General features: G+C 53.5%; 1 protein-coding gene. It reads left to right on the top strand.

From position 1 onward, the window contains the following. On the top strand, window positions 1-1,353 hold a 1,353-nt coding region (locus tag EAE90_RS23140; RefSeq protein WP_214055437.1), incomplete at both ends, for a condensation domain-containing protein.

The following is a 1,353-nucleotide window of genomic DNA, read 5'->3' as shown; positions in this document are numbered from 1 at the left end:
ATAATGTCTACGGCCCAACAGAATGTACCGTGGATACGACGTTGGCCTGTATAGAGCCGTCGCACCCTTATCCGACTATCGGTCGTCCGCTAGATAATGCCCGTCTTTATTTATTGGATAACGATGGTCATCCTGTGCCGTTGGGGGCAATAGGGGAGTTGTACATTGGTGGTGTTGGTGTGGCGCGTGGCTACCTCAATCGCCCTGACTTAACGGCTGAACGTTTCCTGTCTGACCCATTTAGTGATAAACCCGATGCCCGCATGTACCGCACCGGGGATTTAGCTCGTTATTTGCCGGACGGCAATCTGGAATTCCTGGGCCGTAACGACCACCAGGTGAAAATCCGCGGTTTCCGCATTGAAACGGGCGAAATTGAATTCCGGTTGGTGGAACATCCCGCGGTGAGTGAATCTGTGGTATTGGCACAGGGGGAAGGTCAGGACAAACGGCTGGTGGCCTATGTGGTGGCGGAAAACCATGAGGGGTTGGTAAATAGTCTGCATACCTACTTGGGTACCGTGTTACCGGATTATATGGTGCCATCCGCTTTTGTGCGGCTGGATGCGTTTCCGTTAACGCCGAACGGTAAATTGGATCGCCAGGCGCTACCGGCACCGGGCAATGAGGCCGTTGCCCGTCAGGTTTACGAAGCGCCCCAGGGAGAAATGGAAATGGCGCTGGCGGCGATTTGGCGTGAAGTTCTGGGGATTGAGCAGATCAGCCGGTATGACAGTTTCTTTGCGCTGGGCGGTCATTCGTTGCTGGCGGTGCGGATGATGAACCGGGTAGCCGCTTTGGGTATCGAACTGCCATTAACCACCCTGTTTAAATCTCCTTCGTTAAAGGCATTTGCGGAGGTTATGCAGGCCCGGAAGGGGCAACTGGATGCTATCCTGCCAGCCATCGTGCCGGTATCTCGCGAAGGCGCATTACCGTTATCATTTGCTCAACAGCGCTTGTGGTTCCTGGCGCAGCTTGAGGGCGTTAGTGAAACTTATCATATCCCGATGGCCCTGCGTTTGAGTGGGCAATTGGATATCATGGCCTGGCAGAAGGCGCTGGATACCTTATTTGCCCGTCATGAAGCGTTACGCTCTGTCTTTGTCTCTATTGATGGTCAACCGCAAGTACGGCTGTTGGCGCCGAATAGCGGTTTACTGTTATCGCAATATGATCTGCGCGGGATCCCGGATGCTGATGTTGTTCTTGAGCGTCTAAGCGTAGAGGAGGCTCACGCATCATTTGACCTTGAAAGCGGCCCGCTTATCCGTGCGGCTCTCATCCAGCTCACCGATAGCGAATATCAGTTTTTGCTGACTTTGCATCACATTATTTCCGATGGCTGGTCTG

Source organism: Photorhabdus caribbeanensis, assembly GCF_018448885.1.
GTDB classification, from domain to species: Bacteria; Pseudomonadota; Gammaproteobacteria; order Enterobacterales; family Enterobacteriaceae; genus Photorhabdus; species Photorhabdus caribbeanensis.
Note: the sequence above shows the minus strand (reverse complement) of the source record. Positions and strands in the feature narration are given on the sequence as shown.